This window comes from Fertoeibacter niger (assembly GCF_009380135.2).
In the GTDB taxonomy this organism is placed as follows: domain Bacteria; phylum Pseudomonadota; class Alphaproteobacteria; order Rhodobacterales; family Rhodobacteraceae; genus Fertoeibacter; species Fertoeibacter niger.
Genome location: NZ_WHUT02000004.1, coordinates 278,962 through 294,069, shown reverse-complemented (window position 1 = coordinate 294,069; position 15,108 = coordinate 278,962). Strand labels below are relative to the sequence as shown.

Below are 15,108 nucleotides of genomic sequence, written 5' to 3'. Positions count from 1 at the left end.
GATCAGAGCTTTTCCACCAGTTCCGGCACGATGGCGAACAGATCGCCCACCAGCCCGTAATCGGCCACCTGGAAAATCGGCGCATCCTCGTCCTTGTTAATGGCGACGATCACCTTGCTGTCCTTCATCCCGGCCAGATGCTGAATCGCACCCGAAATGCCCACGGCGATATACAGCGTGGGGGCCACCACCTTGCCGGTCTGGCCCACCTGCCAGTCGTTCGGGGCATAGCCCGAGTCGACCGCAGCGCGGCTGGCACCCACGGCGGCGCCCAGCTTGTCGGCCAGTTTCTCGATCAGGGCAAAGTTTTCTTCCGACCCCATTCCGCGCCCGCCCGAAACGACGATGCCTGCGGATGTCAGTTCGGGGCGGTCAGATGCCGCAACCTTGTCTTCCACCCATGCCGACAGGCCCTTGTCGCCTGCCGCTGCGATGTTTTCCACCGGGGCCGCGCCACCCGTTGCCGCCGCCTCGAATGTCGCGGTGCGGATGGTGGCCACCTTGGTTGCATCAGCCGATTTCACCGTCTGGATCGCGTTGCCGGCATAGATCGGGCGCTCGAAAGTGTCGGCGTCGATCACCGCGGTCACATCCGACATGACCATGACATCCAGCAAGGCCGCCACGCGGGGCAGCACGTTCTTGGCTGCTGCTGTCGCGGGTGCGAAGATATGGCTGTAACCGGGCGCAAGGCTGACCAGCAGGTCGGCCAGCGGTTCGGCCAGCCCGTTGCCATAGGCGGCGTCATCGGCCACCAGCACTTTGGCCACGCCGGAAAAACCGGCGGCCTCGGCGGCGGCATCCGCCACACCGGCGCCCGCCACCAGAAGCGTCACATCGCCCAGCACCTTGGCGGCGGTCAGCGCCTTTGCGGTGCTGTCGGCGCCCAGCGTGCCGCCGGTCACTTCGGCAATCAGAAGAACCGCCATCAGATCACCCCCGCTTCGTCTTTGAGTTTCGCAATCAGCTCGTCCACCGATTTCACCTTGACCCCTGCCTTGCGTCCTGCGGGTTCGGTGGTCTTTACTACCGTCAACCGGGGCGACACATCGACGCCGTAATCGGCGGCGGTCTTTTCATCCAGCGGTTTCTTCTTGGCTTTCATGATGTTGGGCAGCGACGCATAGCGCGGCTCGTTCAGCCGCAGGTCCACCGTCACGATGGTGGGCATCTTCACCTTGATGGTCTGCAAGCCGCCGTCCACTTCGCGCGTGACCACGGCCATGTCGCCCTCGATGGCCAGTTCGCTGGCGAATGTGGCCTGGCTCCAGCCCAGCAGCGCCGACAGCATCTGCCCGGTGGCGTTCATGTCATTGTCGATGGCCTGCTTGCCGCAAAGCACAAGGCCCGGCGCCTCGGCATCGACCACGGCTTTCAGCAGCTTGGCCACGGCCAAGGGCTCGATGTCGGTCTGCACGTCATCGGTAGCGACGATCAGGATGGCGCGGTCGGCCCCCATGGCCAGCGCGGTGCGCAGGGTTTCCTGCGCCTGTTTCACGCCGATGGAGACGACGATCACCTCGGTGGCCAGACCCTTTTCCTTCAGACGGATCGCCTCTTCGACGGCAATCTCGTCGAACGGGTTCATCGACATCTTCACATTGGCCAGATCGACACCGGAACCATCCGCCTTGACGCGAACCTTCACGTTGTAGTCGATCACCCGTTTGACAGGCACAAGAACCTTCATCAGCCGCAATCCCCTATACCTCGGGCCCCGTCGCCGGGGCCATTTTACAAGCTCTCCGCAGCGTTGTTATCCCCATTGCGGGCGCGAAAACAGACCAAAACCGACTGGCTGGCGCGTCGCTACGTCGCGTTTCTGTTTGGTCCGGCGGCCGGTTCAGCCCTTTGGTTCAGTCTTGGCGCTGCGCGCGATGCACTCGGCCACCTCCAGCGCCCGCATGTTGCCTGCTGCGGCGGCATCCCACATCCGCGCCTCAAGGTCGGGGCCGGTATACCAGTTCCAGACCGCCTGGCGCTGCGGCACGTGCTGCCAGAAGAGGGTGCGCCGGATCGACAGGCCACTGTTACCCCGCCAATCGGTGTAAAGCAGATCAGCCAGCACATCGCCGGGCAAGGTATCGAGATGGGCGAGAAAGGGGCCGATGTCCAAGCCGCTGTTGGCGATCATGCACAGCGTGCCGTCCAGATCGGGTGCGCCGGTTGCAATGTGCCGCTCAAGCGCGATCATGCAGACCAAACCTGTTGCGATAACCTGTTCGGGCGACCAATGGTCGGGGAAACCCGCCTCGCGCAAGCGGCGCAGGGCCACTTCGTTTCCGCCTGTGGCCACCTCCAGGCCCTCTGCCAACAGTTCAAGGATGCGCGGTGTGATCCATGCGACTGGATGGCGGGGCGCGTCACGGCTGAACGCGGCACCCAGCCATTCCTGCACCTCGGCCAGCGTCAGGTCGCGTGGCTGCTTGGCCAGCATCACCCGTTCCATCGCCGGATCCATGCAGCAGGCGGTGCAGACGCCCAGATCGGGCGGGGCGGGCACCGCAAAGGCGTGATAGGCCTGCGCGACGGCGCGGCTTAGCGCGTCAGACCCGGCACCCACAGCACATCGTCCTTGCCATCATTGTTGGCGATGCGGCCCGCGACAAAGAACCAGTCCGACAGCCGGTTGAGGTATTTCACCGCCGCGGGGTTCACCGGCTCGATCGTGGCCAGTTCCACCGCCAGCCGCTCGGCCCGGCGGCAGATGGTGCGGCACAGGTGCAGATGCGCGGACAGCGCCGATCCGCCCGGCAGGATGAAACTGCGCAGCGGCGTCAGGTTGGCGTTCATTGCGTCAATCTCGGCCTCCAGCCGCAGCACCTGGCTTTCCAGCATGCGCAGCGGCACATAGCCCGCCTCATGGTCGCGCGCCATGTCGGGGCGGCAAAGGTCGGCCCCCAGATCGAACAGGTCGTTGGAAATGCGGGCCAGCGCCTGATCCATGTCGCCCGTGGCATGCAGGCGGGCAAGGCCGATGGTGGCGTTGGTTTCATCCACCGTGCCATAGGCGGCAACGCGGGGCGAATGTTTGGGCACCCTTGCGCCGTTGCCCAGGGCGGTTTCGCCGCTGTCGCCCGTCTTGGTGTAGATTTTCGAAAGAACGACCATCAGTTGCCCCCCTGAGCGCGAAACAGCGCAAAGCCGATGATCAGCAGCACGGCCAGCGCCTGCGCTGCGATGCGGTAGCGCATCAGCCGGTTGGCATGTTTTCGGTTGAACTCGCCCCCCCGGGCAAAGCCGCCGATGCCGATCATCAGGATGACCAGCACAGCCAGAACGGCAACGGTGATGACGATGAACATCGGATCGTTGAACATGGGTGTTTCCCTTCACAGGGGCCAGATGTAGCGGGGGCGGGCGGAAAAGCGAACCGGAATCGTCGCCTCAGCCCTTGGCCACCACCCAGTCGAGCATGCGTGTGGGCAGCAGGCGACGGGCGATGTTCATCGCATAGGTGGGGGTTGTGACGAAATAGCGCGCCCGTGGGCGTGGGCTTTCCAGCGCGGAGACAAGCTTTGCGGTGACGGCCGAAGGTGGCAGTTCGAAACGGTCGGGCGCCGTGGCAGGCTCATACAGCCGTTTGAGCAGCGCCTTGTATTGGTCGGCGCGGGCCGAGGCCTTCCAGTCGATCCACCGCTCGAAATGCGGGATGGCGTTGGCGCGGATGCTGGTGCGGATCGGCCCCGGCTCGATCAGGATGATCTTGATGGGCGTGTCGGCCATTTCGATGCGCAGCACATCGGTCAGGCCCTCCATCGCGAATTTGGTGGATACATAGGCCCCGCGCCATTTCACCCCCACCAGCCCCAGCACCGAAGAACAGTTGATGATGCGGCCATGGCCCTGCGCCCGCATCACCGGGATCACCCGGCGCGTCAGGTCGTGATAACCAAAGAAATTCGTCTCGAAAATCGCGCGCAACGCGCCACGCGGCAGATCTTCCACCGCGCCCGGGCAGGCAAAGGCCCCGTTGTTGTAAAGCGCATCCAGCGTGCCGCCCGTGCGGTGCAGCACTTCGGCCAGCGCCGTGGCGATGCTGGATTCGTCGGCGTAATCCAGCGGGAAACTTTCCAGCCCCTCGGCGCGCAGACGGTCGCAATCGGCCTCGGCGCGGCAGGTGGCAAAGACGCGCCAGCCGCGCTTGTGCAAAGTGCGCGCGGCATCCAGCCCGATGCCCGAGGAACAGCCGGTGATAAGGATGCTGCGTTGTGTCATGTTTGGCCCCTTCATGCCCGGCCCTTGTTAGGGCCATCGCCGGGGCAAGGCAAACCGTTCAGTTCAGCGCATCGGCCAGATAACGCGAGGACACATAGCCCTCGATCCCGTCACCCTCGATCCGGATCAGTGCCCAGCCATCGCCCGCATCCTGCACCACCAAGGCGGCCTCGCCCCGCGTCAGCCGGCCAACCACGCCAAAATCGGTGGACGGGCCTTCGCGCACATTGACGGCGGCGGCATTCACATAGCGCACGGGTTTGATCGGGCTTTCGATGAATTGCCGCGCCGGTTCGGGTTCCGGTGCGGGCCCAAGCACCGGGCGGCCCGAGGCGAAAGCCGCATCCAGCACCTGTGCCACAGGTTCGGCACGTTCCACCGGCTGCGGCGCAGGTTGTGCGACGACGACGGCTTGGGGCACCACGGCCGCGGCCTTTGCCGCGGGCTGCACCGGCGCGGGATCGTCCGCCGGTGCCAGCGCCGCATATTGGCCCTGCAGCCCGAACCGCTTCTGTCCGTAGTCACGCCCCCCGACCTGAAGGGCCACAAACAGCACACAGCACAGCAAAAAGGTCAAACGCAGCATGGGGCACCTGATTCACCAAGGAATGCGCGGTTTTTAGCATATCTGCCGCGACCGTGCGGTGGAAAAATGCCGCTGTCTTCCCCCTTAGACCGCCACACTTCCGGCTGGACCGGGCGCGCGGGGCCGATTACACCGCATCCATGACCAAAGCCCCCGACGACCCCAAGACCGACCCTGTTCTGGTATCCGAAACGCTGCGCCGCGCCATTGGCGAGCGGTATCTGACCTATGCGCTGTCCACGATCATGCACCGTGCGCTGCCCGACGCGCGCGACGGGTTGAAGCCTGTTCACCGGCGCATCCTTTTCGCCATGCGGGAGCTGAAACTGTCACCGACGGGCGGTTTCCGCAAATCGGCGAAGATTTCCGGCGATGTCATGGGCAACTATCACCCGCATGGCGACATGGCGATTTACGATGCGATGGCCCGACTGGCGCAGGATTTCAACGTGCGCTACCCGCTGGTGGACGGGCAGGGCAACTTTGGCAACATCGACGGCGACAACCCGGCGGCCAGCCGCTACACCGAGGCGCGGCTGACGGCGATTGCCGAGACGCTGATGGAAGGGCTGGCCGAAAACGCTGTCGATTTCCGCCCGAACTATGACGGCACGCTGGAAGAGCCGGTGGTGATGCCCGCCGCCTTTCCGAACCTGTTGGCCAACGGATCATCGGGCATTGCTGTTGGCATGGCCACCAACATCCCGCCGCATAACCTGCACGAACTGATCGACGCCTGCCTGCTGATGCTGAAAACCCCTGATGCCGATGACGCGGCTTTGGTGGCGCTGGTGCCCGGCCCGGATTTTCCGACCGGCGGCGTGATCGTGGAACCCCGGGCAAATATCCTGGAGGCCTACCGCACCGGGCGCGGGTCGTTCCGCCTGCGGGCGAAATGGCATGTCGAGGATCTGGGGCGCGGCCAGTGGCAGATCATCGTCACCGAGATTCCCTATCAGGTGCAGAAATCCAAGCTGATCGAAAAGCTGGCCGAGGTGATCCAGACCAAGAAGGTGCCGCTGCTGGCCGATGTGCGCGACGAATCCGCCGATGACGTGCGCATCGTGCTGGAACCGCGTGCCCGCACGGTGGAGCCTGACATGCTGATGGGCATGCTGTTCCGGTCCTCGGATCTGGAGATCCGGTTCAGCCTGAACATGAACGTGCTGATCGACGGGCGCACTCCCAAGGTGTGCAGCCTGAAAGAAGTGCTGCGCGCCTTCCTGGATCATCGCCGCGCGGTGCTGATCCGCCGCAGCCAGCACCGGATGGACAAGATCGACCACCGGCTTGAGGTGCTGGAAGGCTTCATCATCGCCTTTCTGAACCTGGACCGGGTGATCGACATCATCCGCTACGACGATGATCCCAAGGCCGCGCTGATGGCCGAGGATTGGGGCAAGCCCCACCCCCGCGCCATGACGGAAAAGGATTACAAGGCCCCGGCCCCGGGCGAGGGCGAGTTGACCGAGGTGCAGGCCGAGGCGATTTTGAACATGCGGCTGCGGTCATTGCGGCGGCTGGAGGAAATCGAGCTGCTGCGCGAGCGTGACGCGCTGATGCTGGAACGCGCGGGGCTGGAGGATCTGCTGGCCTCGGATTCGGTGCAGTGGAAAACCATCGGAACCGAGCTGAAGGGCATCCAGAAAACCTTTGGCCGGGATACGAAACTGGGCGCGCGGCGCAGCCAGTTCGCCGAAGCGGGCGAGGCCGAGGATGTGCCGTTCGAGGCGATGATCGACCGCGAGCCGATCACGGTTATCTGTTCGAAAATGGGCTGGATCCGCGCGATGAAGGGCCATGTCGCCCTGACCTCGGACGTGAAGTTCAAGGATGGCGACGAGGGCCGGTTCCTGTTCCATGCCGAAACCACCGACAAGATCCTGATCGTGGGCTCGAACGGGCGGTTCTATACGCTGCTGGGTGCCAATCTGCCCGGCGGGCGCGGCATGGGCGAACCCGTGCGCCTGATGGTCGATCTGCCGAACGAGGCTGACATCACCGACCTGATGATCTGGCGGCCGGGGGAAAAGCTGCTGATCGCATCAACGGCGGGTGACGGGTTCATCGTGCCGTCGGACGAGGTGCTGGCGCAGACCCGTGCGGGCAAGGCCGTGCTGACCGTGCGCGACGGGGTGAAAACCGCACTTTGCCGGGTGGTCAAGGGTGATCTGGTGGCGGTGGTGGGCGACAACCGCAAGATGCTGGTGTTCGGGATCGAAGAACTGCCGGAAATGCCGCGCGGCAAGGGCGTGCGGCTGCAACGCTACAAGGATGGCGGGCTGGCCGATGCGACCACCTTTGCAGCCAGCGTCGGGCTGGCGTGGAAAGACCCCGCAGGACGCACGCGGTCAGAGCCCGACCTGACCGAATGGCGCGCCGCCCGCGCCACGGCAGGCCGCATGGCTCCGCGTGGTTTCCCGCGCGACAACCGTTTCGATTGAGCGTCCGACGGCAGACATTCAACCCTCGATTGTTTCGTCAAAACAAATCTGCGTGATGATTGCTTAAGCGGTGTCAGCGGCCTAAGCTGGGCCATTGCAAGACACTTCATCGGAGCATGTCATGGCCAATTTCACTTTTTCGTCTTTTGGTTTTCCGCTGGGCTTCCGGATGGTGCCGGCCGCCTTCGAAGGCCTTTTCGACTACGACACCGAGACATTCAGCACCAGAAATATCCGCTTTCTGGATGACACCAGCAATTTTGCCAACTTTGGCGGCACCGGGTTTGAGTATCTTACCTTCCTTGGCCAGGTGATTGATGTCACGGCGGGCACATTGAACACGCTGACGGTCAAGCAGGCCGGCGTCAGCATCATGACCGTCACGGGGTGGAACCTGTCTGCCGTTACCTTTGTCGATCTGGCCTTTGCGGAAGACTGGAGCGGCCTGCGCGACTTCATGATTTCGGGCCATGACCGGATGGCGGGCACGACGGGGAATGACTATCTGCTGGGTGGCAATGGCAATGACACAGTGCTGGGCGGTGCCGGGAATGACCAGTTGGACGGCGGCAAAGGCAACGATTCGCTCGTGGGGTCTGTCGGCAACGACACGCTGACGGGCGGGGCTGGACGGGATACGCTTGTGGGCGGCGACAATGCGGACACATTCGTGTTCAATGCTGCGCTGAATGCGTCCAGCAATGTTGACCGGCTGACCGACTACAATTCTGTCGATGATACGATGCGGCTGGACGATGCCGTGTTTGTTGGTATCGGCGCGCGCGGTGCGCTCGGAAGCGCGCGGTTCGTGATCGGTGTCGACGCCACCGACTCTCAGGACCGCATCGTTTATGACAGGCCGACGGGGCGGCTTTACTTTGACTCTGACGGCTCGGGCGCTGCGGAAAAGGTGCTGTTCGCCGTTCTCAACCCCGGCACGGCGCTGAACCACGCCGACTTTGTGGTGTTCTGACACCCGGCAGCGGGGGCTTTGGCCCCCGTTACGGTGCCAGCAATGTGCAGAAAATGCCGGGCTTGCCTGCCTGCACCTCGGACATCGGTCCGTCCACGAGGCTGCAATCAAGCAGGTTGTCTTCGTGAACAAGGCGCGCGGTAAAGACGTTGATGTTGACGCGCGCCTCTGACACCTGCGCCAGAGGTGCCCCGGCCAGCATGCCGCCCAGCCGCAGTGTCTGATTGCCCGGCCAGACTTCGGCCTGTTCGGCACCCAGAAAGACCTGGCCGATTTCGTCCACCGCAACATCAGGGCTGGATGGATCGCCATGATACCAGGCAGAGACCATGACACGCTCGCCCATGGCGCTCAGACGCTCCAGCGCCGCCGGATCAAAGCGCAGGTCGAGGTAGAACGTGGTGTCCTGTGCAAGCCCCACTTGCGCGATGCCGCACAGTGCCGCAGCCAGAACAATCGCCACATGCCGCATATCCGCACCCCATCTGCCACACAGCCATCGGTAGGAGTGCGGGAACCCCGGGTCAAGCTTTGGTGTTGTGTGGTTGCCCGGCGCGCACGGCGTTGCGCCGCGTGAAATCTGGCGCTATGCCGGAATGCGACCCTTCTAGGATAGACCCATGTTCATGCGACGCCTTGCGACCCTCTGCCTGGGACTGGCCCTTGTGCAAGCCTGCGCCAAAAACGACTTGGCCGAGCCGCCTGTGCCGCTGGGCGAGTTTCGCTTGGGCCTGAACATCGTCGTGGCTGACAACGTGCAGAAAGTGCCGATCTCGCGCAACGCGACGGTCGAGGAATGGGAAGCTGTGATGATCAAGGCGGTCGACAACCGCTTTGGCCGCTATGAGGGCAGCAAACTTTACAACATCGGCATCAGTGTCGATGGTTATGCGCTGGCTCCGCCCGGCATTCCGGTGGTGGCTGCGCCAAAGTCGGTTCTGGTGATCACGGCAAACATCTGGGATGACGCGGCGGCGAAAAAGCTGAACCCCGAGGGCAAGCAGTTTACCGTGTTTGAAAGCTTCTCGGGCGAAAGCGTGATCGGCACCGGCATCACCAGCACCAAGGCGCAGCAGATGGAAGCGCTGTCCTACAATGCGGTGAAGGCGGTTGAGGGTTGGCTGGTTGATAACCCAACCTGGTTCGGCCTGCCGCCCAAGGGCGAGCAGACACCGGCGGAACCGGTGGCAACAGTTGACGAAACGCCTGCCGCGACCGAAACCGCTGCTGATGAAACAGCGGAACCTGCCAACTGACACCGTATTTCACAAGCTTCGCCTGAACTCGGCCACCTGTGGCAGATCAGGCTGCTGGGCACTGACAGCCCCTGCGCGGTGAGCGCACGACAAGGGCAGAGTGGGACCAAGCCAAGCCGCCGTTTGACTGCGGCACTTCGGGCCATTCGCGGCACGGCAAGACCACGCTTGTGGCAGCCCCGAAAAACACGTCGGTGATTTCGGGCCCTTTGATGATCCGCACCACTGCGCTGGCCAAACTCCCGACGCCGCTCGCCATGAGGGAGGGGCAGAGCCAATTCAGCCATGCGCAAACCCAGACCGTGAGGCAGGCCTTGGCGCGAAACACAGGCCAGCAGGGCGCAAGCGCCGGTCCGGGAAGTCGGCCTTGAAAAGCCAATCCTGTGCAAGGATGCCTTGCGGAACGGGGCATGCAAATTGGCGCGACCAGCGCAAATCATAGTCACAGCACGCTCCGGCCTCTGCCGCGCTGCTTTTCGGGGCCGGTTTGCGTCGCGTCAGTGGTCGATTATTCAGCAGAGTGCCGCTTGGAGCAGCCTTTTGGCTCTGTGCCAATTTGCACAATCGACCTGCAAAATTGCTTCAATGTGCATCATCACAACGGGGTCGCGGGTTTGTGACAAATCGGCTGAATTGTGTCATCCTGTCACGCCGTCCGTTGCCTTGTTTTGCTCATTCGCGGCGAAATGGCGTCCTGCGACACTCTGTCAATGCTGAACACCGCGCAAATCCGCGTGATTTCCTGTGCTTGGCCTGTGATTTCCCTTTGCGTCACCCTGCGCCTAACTCTGTCTCATCGACGCAGCAAGCGCCGACAATCATCGCCAAGCGGCACGGAGCCGCGACGAATATCGGAGAAACGCCATGAAAACCCTTTCGATCGTTACCGCCGCCCTGATCGCAGTTGCCGGTGTGGCCTCTGCCCAATCCGTGCCGGTTCTGAGCTCGGTCGCCGCGACCACGCTCTCGACGCTGGCCCCCACCGTGGATGCGGGCAGCCTTTCGGCGATCCAGATCGCAGAACTGAACCGCGCCGCCGTGTCGAGCGAAGGCCTGCAAGCCAGCGACCTCTACTCGATCCTGCGCAACTGATCCTGTCGCTGACACTTTTCACAACGCGGTCACAGACCGCATGACAAACGGAGAACTCTCATGAAAACCCTTTCGATCATCACCGCTGCCCTGATCGCTGTCGCTGGTGTGGCCTCGGCCCAGTCGGTTCCGGCCCTGACCTCGGTTGCCGCCACCACGCTGTCGCAGCTGGCCCCGAACGCCGATCTGGGCAACCTGTCGGCCCTCCAGATCTCGGAGCTGAACCGCGCTGCGGTTTCGGACGAAGGCCTGACCCAGGCTGACCTCTACTCGATCCTGCGCAACTGATCCTGCACTGACATCTTTCTCAACGCGGTCACAGACCGCATGACAAACGGAGAACTCTCATGAAATCCCTTTCGATCATCACCGCTGCCCTGATCGCCGTCGCTGGTGTGGCCTCGGCCCAGTCGGTTCCGGCCCTGACCTCGGTTGCCGCGACCACGCTGTCGCAACTGGCCCCGAACGCGGATCTGGGCAACCTGTCGGCCCTCCAGATCTCGGAACTGAACCGCGCTGCGGTTTCGGACGAAGGCCTGACCCAGGCTGACCTTTATTCGATCCTGCGCAACTGATCTGCCGGTTTCTGATCGTATCCCACGGCGGATGCGCGACGGGCTGCCCCTTGGGGCAGCCCTAAATGTTTGCAGGCAGGCCTGGTTGCGCCACACGGCGTCCCTGGCAGGTTGCCTCTTGCATTCAGGGCCGGGGTGCAATATTGCCCGCTCAGGCTTAGGAGTTTAGCTCAGTTGGTAGAGCATCGGTCTCCAAAACCGAGGGTCGTGGGTTCGAGTCCCCCAACTCCTGCCAAGCCTGCTTGCCGCACCGCCATCCGATAGCCAAGGCTTTCGCCAGATTGTGCAGAGCGAAAGCAGCACACCCGAAAGCCTTGAATTCCGTGCGCCAAGGGCGTATCTGGCCCGCAGTTACAGAAGATGTCAGGATCCGGTGATGGCAAAGGCGAACCCCGTTCAGTTCATAAATGAGGTGCGGAGCGAGGTGGCCAAGGTCGTCTGGCCGACGCGCCGCGAAGTGCTGCTGACCACGATCATGGTGTTCATCATGGCCGCGCTGACCGCAACCTTCTTCAGCCTCGTCGATTTCGGCATCCGCAGCGGGCTTAGCGCCGTGCTGAATGCCTTCGGCTGACAGGCCCGGCCCGGTGCGGCTTTCCGCCTACCGGGCTTTTTGCCTTGAATTCGGCAGGGCGGGGCTGTATCCGATCTTTAACTGACAGAGATCGGCGCGCAGCGATTCGTGTTGCGCGCTGTTTTTTGTTCTGAAAACAGGCCGCTAATGGCTTGTAAAAGAAAGAACTTCCGGGGGAATCTCCGGGTGAAGAGGGTGACTAGGGCATGGCGAAGCGGTGGTATTCGGTGAGCGTTCTCTCGAATTTCGAGAAGAAGATCGCCGAGCAGATCAAGCAAGCCGTTGCGGATGCGGGTCTGGAAGACGAAATCGAAGAAGTGCTGGTGCCGACCGAGGAAGTGCTCGAAGTGCGGCGCGGCAAAAAGGTGACATCCGAGCGGCGCTTCATGCCCGGCTATGTGCTGGTGCGGATGGAGATGACGAACAAGGGCTATCACCTGATCTCGTCGATCAACCGGGTGACGGGTTTCCTTGGCCCGCAGGGCAAGCCGATGCCGATGCGCGATGCCGAGGTGAATGCGATCCTCAACCGTGTGGAAGAGGGTGAGGCTGCTCCGCGCAACCTGATCCGTTTCGACATCGGCGAGAAGGTCAAGGTGACGGACGGGCCGTTCGAGGGCTTTGACGGGATGGTCGAGGATGTGGACGAAGATCACAGCCGCCTGAAGGTGTCTGTGTCGATCTTCGGCCGCCCGACCCCGGTGGAACTGGAATTCACGCAGGTGTCGAAAGGCATCTGACGTGCTGGCGTGGGAGGCGAGCGCGCATCCGCAAGGGGCGTGACGGACCGCACCACTAAATTGCCCTTGAATGCCAATGACGGCAGGGGCGGTGATGAAGGAGAGGCCAGATGGCCAAGAAGATTATCGGCAGCCTCAAGCTGCAAGTGAAGGCGGGGCAAGCCAACCCGTCCCCGCCCGTGGGCCCTGCACTGGGTCAGCGCGGCTTGAACATCATGGCTTTCGTGAAGGAATTCAACGCGAAAACCGCTGATCTGGAGCTGGGCACCCCGACTCCGGTGATCATCACCTATTACCAGGACAAGTCGTTCAGCCTGGAATTCAAGACGGCTCCGGCCTCGTTCATGTTGAAAAAGGCTGCCGGCCTGCCGCCCGTGGGCAAGCGCAACCGTGCCAAGGGCTCGGTCAAGCCGGGTCATACCGTGGCCGGTTCGGTGACTGTGGCGCAGATCCGCGCGATTGCGGAAGCCAAGATGAAAGACCTGAACGCCAATTCGATCGAAGCGGCGATGCAGATCATCCTGGGTTCGGCCAAATCCTGCGGTATCGAGGTGAAGGCATAATCATGGCAAAGATCGCAAAACGGACGCGCATCGCGCGGGAAGCCTTTGCTGGCAAAGACCTGATCACCGTCGAAGATGCGGTGGCCCTGATCAAGAAAGCCGCCTCGGCCAAATTCGACGAAACCGTCGAAGTGGCGATGAACCTGGGCGTTGACCCGCGCCATGCCGACCAGATGGTGCGTGGCGTGGTGACGCTGCCCGCCGGGACCGGCAAGGTTGTGCGCGTGGCGGTGTTCGCCCGTGGCGCCAAGGCTGATGAGGCCAAGGCCGCCGGTGCCGACATTGTGGGTGCCGAAGACCTGATGGAAACCATCCAGTCCGGCAAGATCGAGTTCGACCGTTGCATCGCAACGCCCGACATGATGCCGCTGGTGGGTCGTCTGGGCAAGATCCTGGGCCCGCGCAACCTGATGCCGAACCCCAAGGTCGGCACCGTGACGATGGACGTGAAAACGGCTGTCGCGGCGGCCAAGGGCGGCGAAGTGCAGTTCAAGGTGGAAAAGGCCGGCGTTATTCATGCAGGCGTTGGCAAGGTGTCGTTCACCGATGCCGATCTGGCCACCAACATCCGCGCCTTTGTGGATGCGGTCAGCCGCGCCAAGCCCTCGGGCGCCAAGGGTGCCTATCTGAAAAAAGTCTCGGTGTCCTCGACCATGGGCCCGGGCGTGTCGCTGGATCTGGCTTCGGCCACGGCGAAGTGATCTGCGGGGCAGGCCCTGTGCCTGCCCGAAGGAATTCCCCTTGGAAACAATGGGATGCTAAGGCCGGGCGGCAACGCCCGGTCCTGTCCGAGACGGTGGGTGGGGGCAACCCCTTAATATTCCTGCCTGAGATGGGGATCGAGACGGATTTTTCGGGGGTTCGCGCCCTCGGGTGATTTTGGCCTCGGGACCACATCACGGACCCGAACGCCGCCGGGAAACCGGGGGCACACATGAGCCGGGGGGCAACCCCCAAACTTGGAGTGAAACTGTGGATAGAGCCCAGAAAGAGAAAGTGGTCGACGAACTCGGCCAGATCTTCGCAAGCTCTGGCGTTGTTGTGGTCGCACACTACGCAGGCATCACGGTTGCACAGATGCAGGACCTGCGCGCGCAAATGCGCGAAGTCGGTGGGTCCGTACGCGTTGCCAAGAACAAGCTCGCCAGAATCGCCCTGGAAGGGAAGCCCGCTGCAAAGATGGGTGACCTGCTGACGGGCATGACCGTGATGGCCTATTCCGAAGACCCTGTCGCAGCTGCGAAGGTCGCGGAAGCCTATGCCAAGAAGAACGACAAGTTCGTTATTCTGGGCGGGGCAATGGGCGACACGATCCTGGACCAGGCCGGTGTCAAGGCCGTGGCCGCCATGCCGTCGCGTGAGGAGCTTATTGCTTCGATCGTGGCGTGTCTGGGCGCGCCCGCGTCTGCCATCGCCGGGGCCATTGGCGCGCCTGCTTCGAACATCGCAAGCATCCTCACCACCATCGAGGAGCGGGAAGCCGCCTGAGCAATTCGTTAACCTGCGTGGGTTGAACCCCTGCACGTTGGAACCCATCTTAATCGAACGGAACAGAAAATGGCTGATCTGAACAAACTCGCGGAAGACATCGTCGGTCTGACCCTTCTGCAAGCGCAAGAACTGAAAACCATCCTGAAGGACAAGTATGGCATCGAGCCGGCAGCCGGTGGCGCCGTCATGATGGCCGCTGGTCCCGCTGCGGCTGCTGAAGTCGTGGAAGAAAAGACCGAATTCGACGTCGTGCTGATGGAAGCCGGCCCGAACAAGATCAACGTGATCAAAGAAGTGCGCGCGATCACCGGCCTGGGCCTGAAAGAGGCCAAGGATCTGGTGGAAGCTGGCGGCAAAGTGAAAGAAGGCGCGACCAAGGCCGATGCCGAAGGCTTCAAGAAGAAGCTGGAAGACGCTGGCGCGAAAGTCGAGCTGAAGTAATCCGCCGGGTGCCGCTGGCATCCTGCGCATGAATGGGGCTGGGTCCGAAGAAATTCGGGCTCAGCCAAACGCATCTTGGCGGCGGCTTTGTGGAAAAGCCCCTTCCAAGGTGCGGTCAAAGGGTTCGAGGGCCTTCCGGTGGGACGGAGGGCACG

Annotated in this window: 20 protein-coding genes and 1 tRNA gene; 13 read left to right on the top strand and 8 right to left on the bottom strand. The window is 62.7% G+C overall.

Annotated features, from left to right (window positions below):
* Positions 1–2: 2 nt before the first annotated feature.
* The 7 genes from GEU84_RS09225 to GEU84_RS09195 form a co-directional block, all read right to left on the bottom strand.
* Complete coding sequence (locus tag GEU84_RS09225; RefSeq protein ID WP_174539668.1) at positions 3–929, bottom strand: electron transfer flavoprotein subunit alpha/FixB family protein; 927 nt, start codon at positions 927–929, stop codon at positions 3–5.
* Complete coding sequence (locus GEU84_RS09220) at positions 929–1,690, bottom strand: electron transfer flavoprotein subunit beta/FixA family protein (protein WP_174539667.1); 762 nt, start codon at positions 1,688–1,690, stop codon at positions 929–931. The genes GEU84_RS09225 and GEU84_RS09220 overlap by 1 nt, the downstream gene beginning before the upstream one ends.
* 153 nt (positions 1,691–1,843) lie before the next feature.
* Positions 1,844–2,563: a hypothetical protein gene (locus GEU84_RS09215; protein ID WP_174539666.1), complete on the bottom strand. Its 720-nt coding sequence runs from the start codon at positions 2,561–2,563 to the stop codon at positions 1,844–1,846.
* Positions 2,539–3,111, bottom strand: a complete 573-nt coding sequence (locus GEU84_RS09210; protein WP_174539665.1) for a cob(I)yrinic acid a,c-diamide adenosyltransferase — start codon at positions 3,109–3,111, stop codon at positions 2,539–2,541. Before GEU84_RS09210 ends, GEU84_RS09215 begins: the two co-directional genes overlap by 25 nt.
* Positions 3,111–3,320 carry a twin transmembrane helix small protein gene (locus GEU84_RS09205; protein WP_174539664.1) on the bottom strand — a complete coding sequence of 70 codons (210 nt, stop codon included), beginning with the start codon at positions 3,318–3,320 and terminating at the stop codon, positions 3,111–3,113. The genes GEU84_RS09210 and GEU84_RS09205 overlap by 1 nt, the downstream gene beginning before the upstream one ends.
* 67 nt (positions 3,321–3,387) lie before the next feature.
* Entirely contained in the window at positions 3,388–4,218 is an 831-nt protein-coding gene (locus tag GEU84_RS09200) for an SDR family NAD(P)-dependent oxidoreductase (protein WP_174539663.1), read from the bottom strand.
* Positions 4,219–4,276: 58 nt separating this feature from the next.
* Complete coding sequence (locus GEU84_RS09195) at positions 4,277–4,804, bottom strand: SH3 domain-containing protein (protein ID WP_174539662.1); 528 nt, start codon at positions 4,802–4,804, stop codon at positions 4,277–4,279.
* 140 nt (positions 4,805–4,944) lie between these two features.
* Here GEU84_RS09195 and GEU84_RS09190 point away from each other — a divergent pair, with 140 nt between their 5' ends.
* The gene (locus GEU84_RS09190) at positions 4,945–7,248 is read left to right on the top strand and encodes a DNA topoisomerase IV subunit A (RefSeq protein ID WP_174539661.1); all 2,304 of its coding nucleotides are present in this window, start codon (positions 4,945–4,947) and stop codon (positions 7,246–7,248) included.
* 121 nt (positions 7,249–7,369) lie between these two features.
* Positions 7,370–8,221 carry a calcium-binding protein gene (locus GEU84_RS21340; protein ID WP_174539660.1) on the top strand — a complete coding sequence of 284 codons (852 nt, stop codon included), beginning with the start codon at positions 7,370–7,372 and terminating at the stop codon, positions 8,219–8,221.
* A gap of 28 nt (positions 8,222–8,249) precedes the next feature.
* On the opposite strand, the gene GEU84_RS09180 is transcribed toward GEU84_RS21340, so the two are convergent.
* Positions 8,250–8,693 (bottom strand): hypothetical protein, encoded by a 444-nt coding sequence (locus GEU84_RS09180; protein WP_174539659.1) that lies wholly within the window; start codon positions 8,691–8,693, stop codon positions 8,250–8,252.
* A gap of 148 nt (positions 8,694–8,841) precedes the next feature.
* On the opposite strand from GEU84_RS09180, the gene GEU84_RS09175 reads away from it, so the two are divergent.
* The 11 genes from GEU84_RS09175 (at position 8,842) to rplL (ending at position 14,953) form a co-directional block, all read left to right on the top strand.
* The gene (locus tag GEU84_RS09175) at positions 8,842–9,477 is read left to right on the top strand and encodes a hypothetical protein (RefSeq protein WP_420899277.1); all 636 of its coding nucleotides are present in this window, start codon (positions 8,842–8,844) and stop codon (positions 9,475–9,477) included.
* Between the two features lie 864 nt (positions 9,478–10,341).
* On the top strand, positions 10,342–10,569 hold the full coding sequence (locus GEU84_RS09170) for a hypothetical protein (RefSeq protein WP_174539658.1): 228 nt from the start codon (positions 10,342–10,344) through the stop codon (positions 10,567–10,569).
* A 60-nt stretch (positions 10,570–10,629) separates the two neighbouring features.
* Positions 10,630–10,857, top strand: coding sequence for a hypothetical protein (locus GEU84_RS09165; RefSeq protein ID WP_174539657.1), 228 nt, complete (start codon positions 10,630–10,632; stop codon positions 10,855–10,857).
* Between the two features lie 59 nt (positions 10,858–10,916).
* The gene (locus tag GEU84_RS09160; protein ID WP_174539656.1) at positions 10,917–11,144 is read left to right on the top strand and encodes a hypothetical protein; all 228 of its coding nucleotides are present in this window, start codon (positions 10,917–10,919) and stop codon (positions 11,142–11,144) included.
* 159 nt (positions 11,145–11,303) lie between these two features.
* Positions 11,304–11,379, top strand: a tRNA-Trp gene (locus GEU84_RS09155).
* 141 nt (positions 11,380–11,520) lie between these two features.
* The gene (secE, locus tag GEU84_RS09150) at positions 11,521–11,718 is read left to right on the top strand and encodes a preprotein translocase subunit SecE (protein ID WP_174539655.1); all 198 of its coding nucleotides are present in this window, start codon (positions 11,521–11,523) and stop codon (positions 11,716–11,718) included.
* A 206-nt stretch (positions 11,719–11,924) separates the two neighbouring features.
* Positions 11,925–12,458, top strand: a complete 534-nt coding sequence (gene nusG / locus GEU84_RS09145) for a transcription termination/antitermination protein NusG (protein WP_174539654.1) — start codon at positions 11,925–11,927, stop codon at positions 12,456–12,458.
* A gap of 110 nt (positions 12,459–12,568) precedes the next feature.
* Entirely contained in the window at positions 12,569–13,021 is a 453-nt protein-coding gene (rplK, locus tag GEU84_RS09140) for a 50S ribosomal protein L11 (protein ID WP_174539653.1), read from the top strand.
* 2 nt (positions 13,022–13,023) lie between these two features.
* Positions 13,024–13,722 (top strand): 50S ribosomal protein L1, encoded by a 699-nt coding sequence (gene rplA, locus GEU84_RS09135; protein ID WP_174539652.1) that lies wholly within the window; start codon positions 13,024–13,026, stop codon positions 13,720–13,722.
* Positions 13,723–13,993: 271 nt separating this feature from the next.
* Positions 13,994–14,509: a 50S ribosomal protein L10 gene (gene rplJ / locus GEU84_RS09130; protein WP_174539651.1), complete on the top strand. Its 516-nt coding sequence runs from the start codon at positions 13,994–13,996 to the stop codon at positions 14,507–14,509.
* 69 nt (positions 14,510–14,578) lie between these two features.
* Positions 14,579–14,953 (top strand): 50S ribosomal protein L7/L12, encoded by a 375-nt coding sequence (rplL, locus tag GEU84_RS09125; RefSeq protein WP_174539650.1) that lies wholly within the window; start codon positions 14,579–14,581, stop codon positions 14,951–14,953.
* Positions 14,954–15,108: the final 155 nt, after the last annotated feature.

What these genes read in the sequence shown, in the direction of transcription:
- GEU84_RS09225 (WP_174539668.1), bottom strand. Translation starts at nt 929, where the DNA reads ATGGCGGTTCTTCTGATTGCCGAAGTGACCGGCGGCACGCTGGGCGCC.
- GEU84_RS09220 (WP_174539667.1), bottom strand. Translation starts at nt 1,690, where the DNA reads ATGAAGGTTCTTGTGCCTGTCAAACGGGTGATCGACTACAACGTGAAG.
- GEU84_RS09210 (WP_174539665.1), bottom strand. Translation starts at nt 3,111, where the DNA reads ATGGTCGTTCTTTCGAAAATCTACACCAAGACGGGCGACAGCGGCGAA.
- GEU84_RS09205 (WP_174539664.1), bottom strand. Translation starts at nt 3,320, where the DNA reads ATGTTCAACGATCCGATGTTCATCGTCATCACCGTTGCCGTTCTGGCT.
- GEU84_RS09200 (WP_174539663.1), bottom strand. Translation starts at nt 4,218, where the DNA reads ATGACACAACGCAGCATCCTTATCACCGGCTGTTCCTCGGGCATCGGG.
- GEU84_RS09195 (WP_174539662.1), bottom strand. Translation starts at nt 4,804, where the DNA reads ATGCTGCGTTTGACCTTTTTGCTGTGCTGTGTGCTGTTTGTGGCCCTT.
- GEU84_RS09190 (WP_174539661.1), top strand. Translation starts at nt 4,945, where the DNA reads ATGACCAAAGCCCCCGACGACCCCAAGACCGACCCTGTTCTGGTATCC.
- GEU84_RS21340 (WP_174539660.1), top strand. Translation starts at nt 7,370, where the DNA reads ATGGCCAATTTCACTTTTTCGTCTTTTGGTTTTCCGCTGGGCTTCCGG.
- GEU84_RS09180 (WP_174539659.1), bottom strand. Translation starts at nt 8,693, where the DNA reads ATGCGGCATGTGGCGATTGTTCTGGCTGCGGCACTGTGCGGCATCGCG.
- GEU84_RS09175 (WP_420899277.1), top strand. Translation starts at nt 8,842, where the DNA reads ATGTTCATGCGACGCCTTGCGACCCTCTGCCTGGGACTGGCCCTTGTG.
- GEU84_RS09170 (WP_174539658.1), top strand. Translation starts at nt 10,342, where the DNA reads ATGAAAACCCTTTCGATCGTTACCGCCGCCCTGATCGCAGTTGCCGGT.
- GEU84_RS09165 (WP_174539657.1), top strand. Translation starts at nt 10,630, where the DNA reads ATGAAAACCCTTTCGATCATCACCGCTGCCCTGATCGCTGTCGCTGGT.
- GEU84_RS09160 (WP_174539656.1), top strand. Translation starts at nt 10,917, where the DNA reads ATGAAATCCCTTTCGATCATCACCGCTGCCCTGATCGCCGTCGCTGGT.
- secE (WP_174539655.1), top strand. Translation starts at nt 11,521, where the DNA reads ATGGCAAAGGCGAACCCCGTTCAGTTCATAAATGAGGTGCGGAGCGAG.
- nusG (WP_174539654.1), top strand. Translation starts at nt 11,925, where the DNA reads ATGGCGAAGCGGTGGTATTCGGTGAGCGTTCTCTCGAATTTCGAGAAG.
- rplK (WP_174539653.1), top strand. Translation starts at nt 12,569, where the DNA reads ATGGCCAAGAAGATTATCGGCAGCCTCAAGCTGCAAGTGAAGGCGGGG.
- rplA (WP_174539652.1), top strand. Translation starts at nt 13,024, where the DNA reads ATGGCAAAGATCGCAAAACGGACGCGCATCGCGCGGGAAGCCTTTGCT.
- rplL (WP_174539650.1), top strand. Translation starts at nt 14,579, where the DNA reads ATGGCTGATCTGAACAAACTCGCGGAAGACATCGTCGGTCTGACCCTT.